Origin of the sequence: Photobacterium lutimaris (assembly GCF_003025555.1) — a bacterium.
GTDB classification, from domain to species: Bacteria; Pseudomonadota; Gammaproteobacteria; order Enterobacterales; family Vibrionaceae; genus Photobacterium; species Photobacterium lutimaris.
Map to the genome: position 1 here is coordinate 1 of NZ_PYMH01000046.1, position 581 is coordinate 581.

The following is a 581-nucleotide window of genomic DNA, read 5'->3' on the forward strand; positions in this document are numbered from 1 at the left end:
GGCTACATGGACTCCCCCGATTGTCAACAACAGCGTCAGGTAATGGAAGGTTGGGACTGCCGCTCTACATTCGGTCTATTTACTGGCTTTGTTGCCATGACCCTGATGACACTACGCGGTTGCGGTTCCTCATTCGTTAGAAGGCATCTAAAGTGCCCGCCGCATTATCAGGTTTTCCCGCAAAAGGTCTGAACCTTACATCATCATTGGCTATTGCAATGACCCGTTGAAGCTATTTATTCCTTTTGAAATTGGTTTGGCTTTTATATTGGTTGGTATTCGGTGTCGTTACTCAATAACGACCAAACTATCCGCGCATTCTTGGCTGCCAGCGCTACAATGGCGCGTTTGAAGCCTCGTCGTTCGACCAGGCTTTTGCACCATAGGCTAAGCCGATCGGTTTTATTGCCAATGGCCGAGATAACAGCCCTGGCACCGTGAACCAATAATGTCCTGAGGTACTTGTCTCCTTTTTTGGTTATTCGGCCAAGTCTGGGTTTACCACCGGTTGAATATTGTGACGGTACCAACCCGAGCCAAGCGGCAAAGTCTCGGCCTTTATCAAATTGTTCGCCTTTACC

General features: G+C 48.5%; 1 protein-coding gene and 1 pseudogene. One reads left to right on the forward strand and one right to left on the reverse strand.

Features of this window, described 5'->3' with window-relative positions:
• A pseudogene (locus tag C9I99_RS27295) lies at positions 1–192 on the forward strand (hypothetical protein); the annotation flags it as partial.
• A gap of 71 nt (positions 193–263) precedes the next feature.
• On the opposite strand, the gene C9I99_RS26935 reads toward C9I99_RS27295, so the two are convergent.
• A partial coding sequence (locus C9I99_RS26935; RefSeq protein WP_146151188.1) for a transposase occupies positions 264–581 on the reverse strand: 318 nt, incomplete at its 5' end.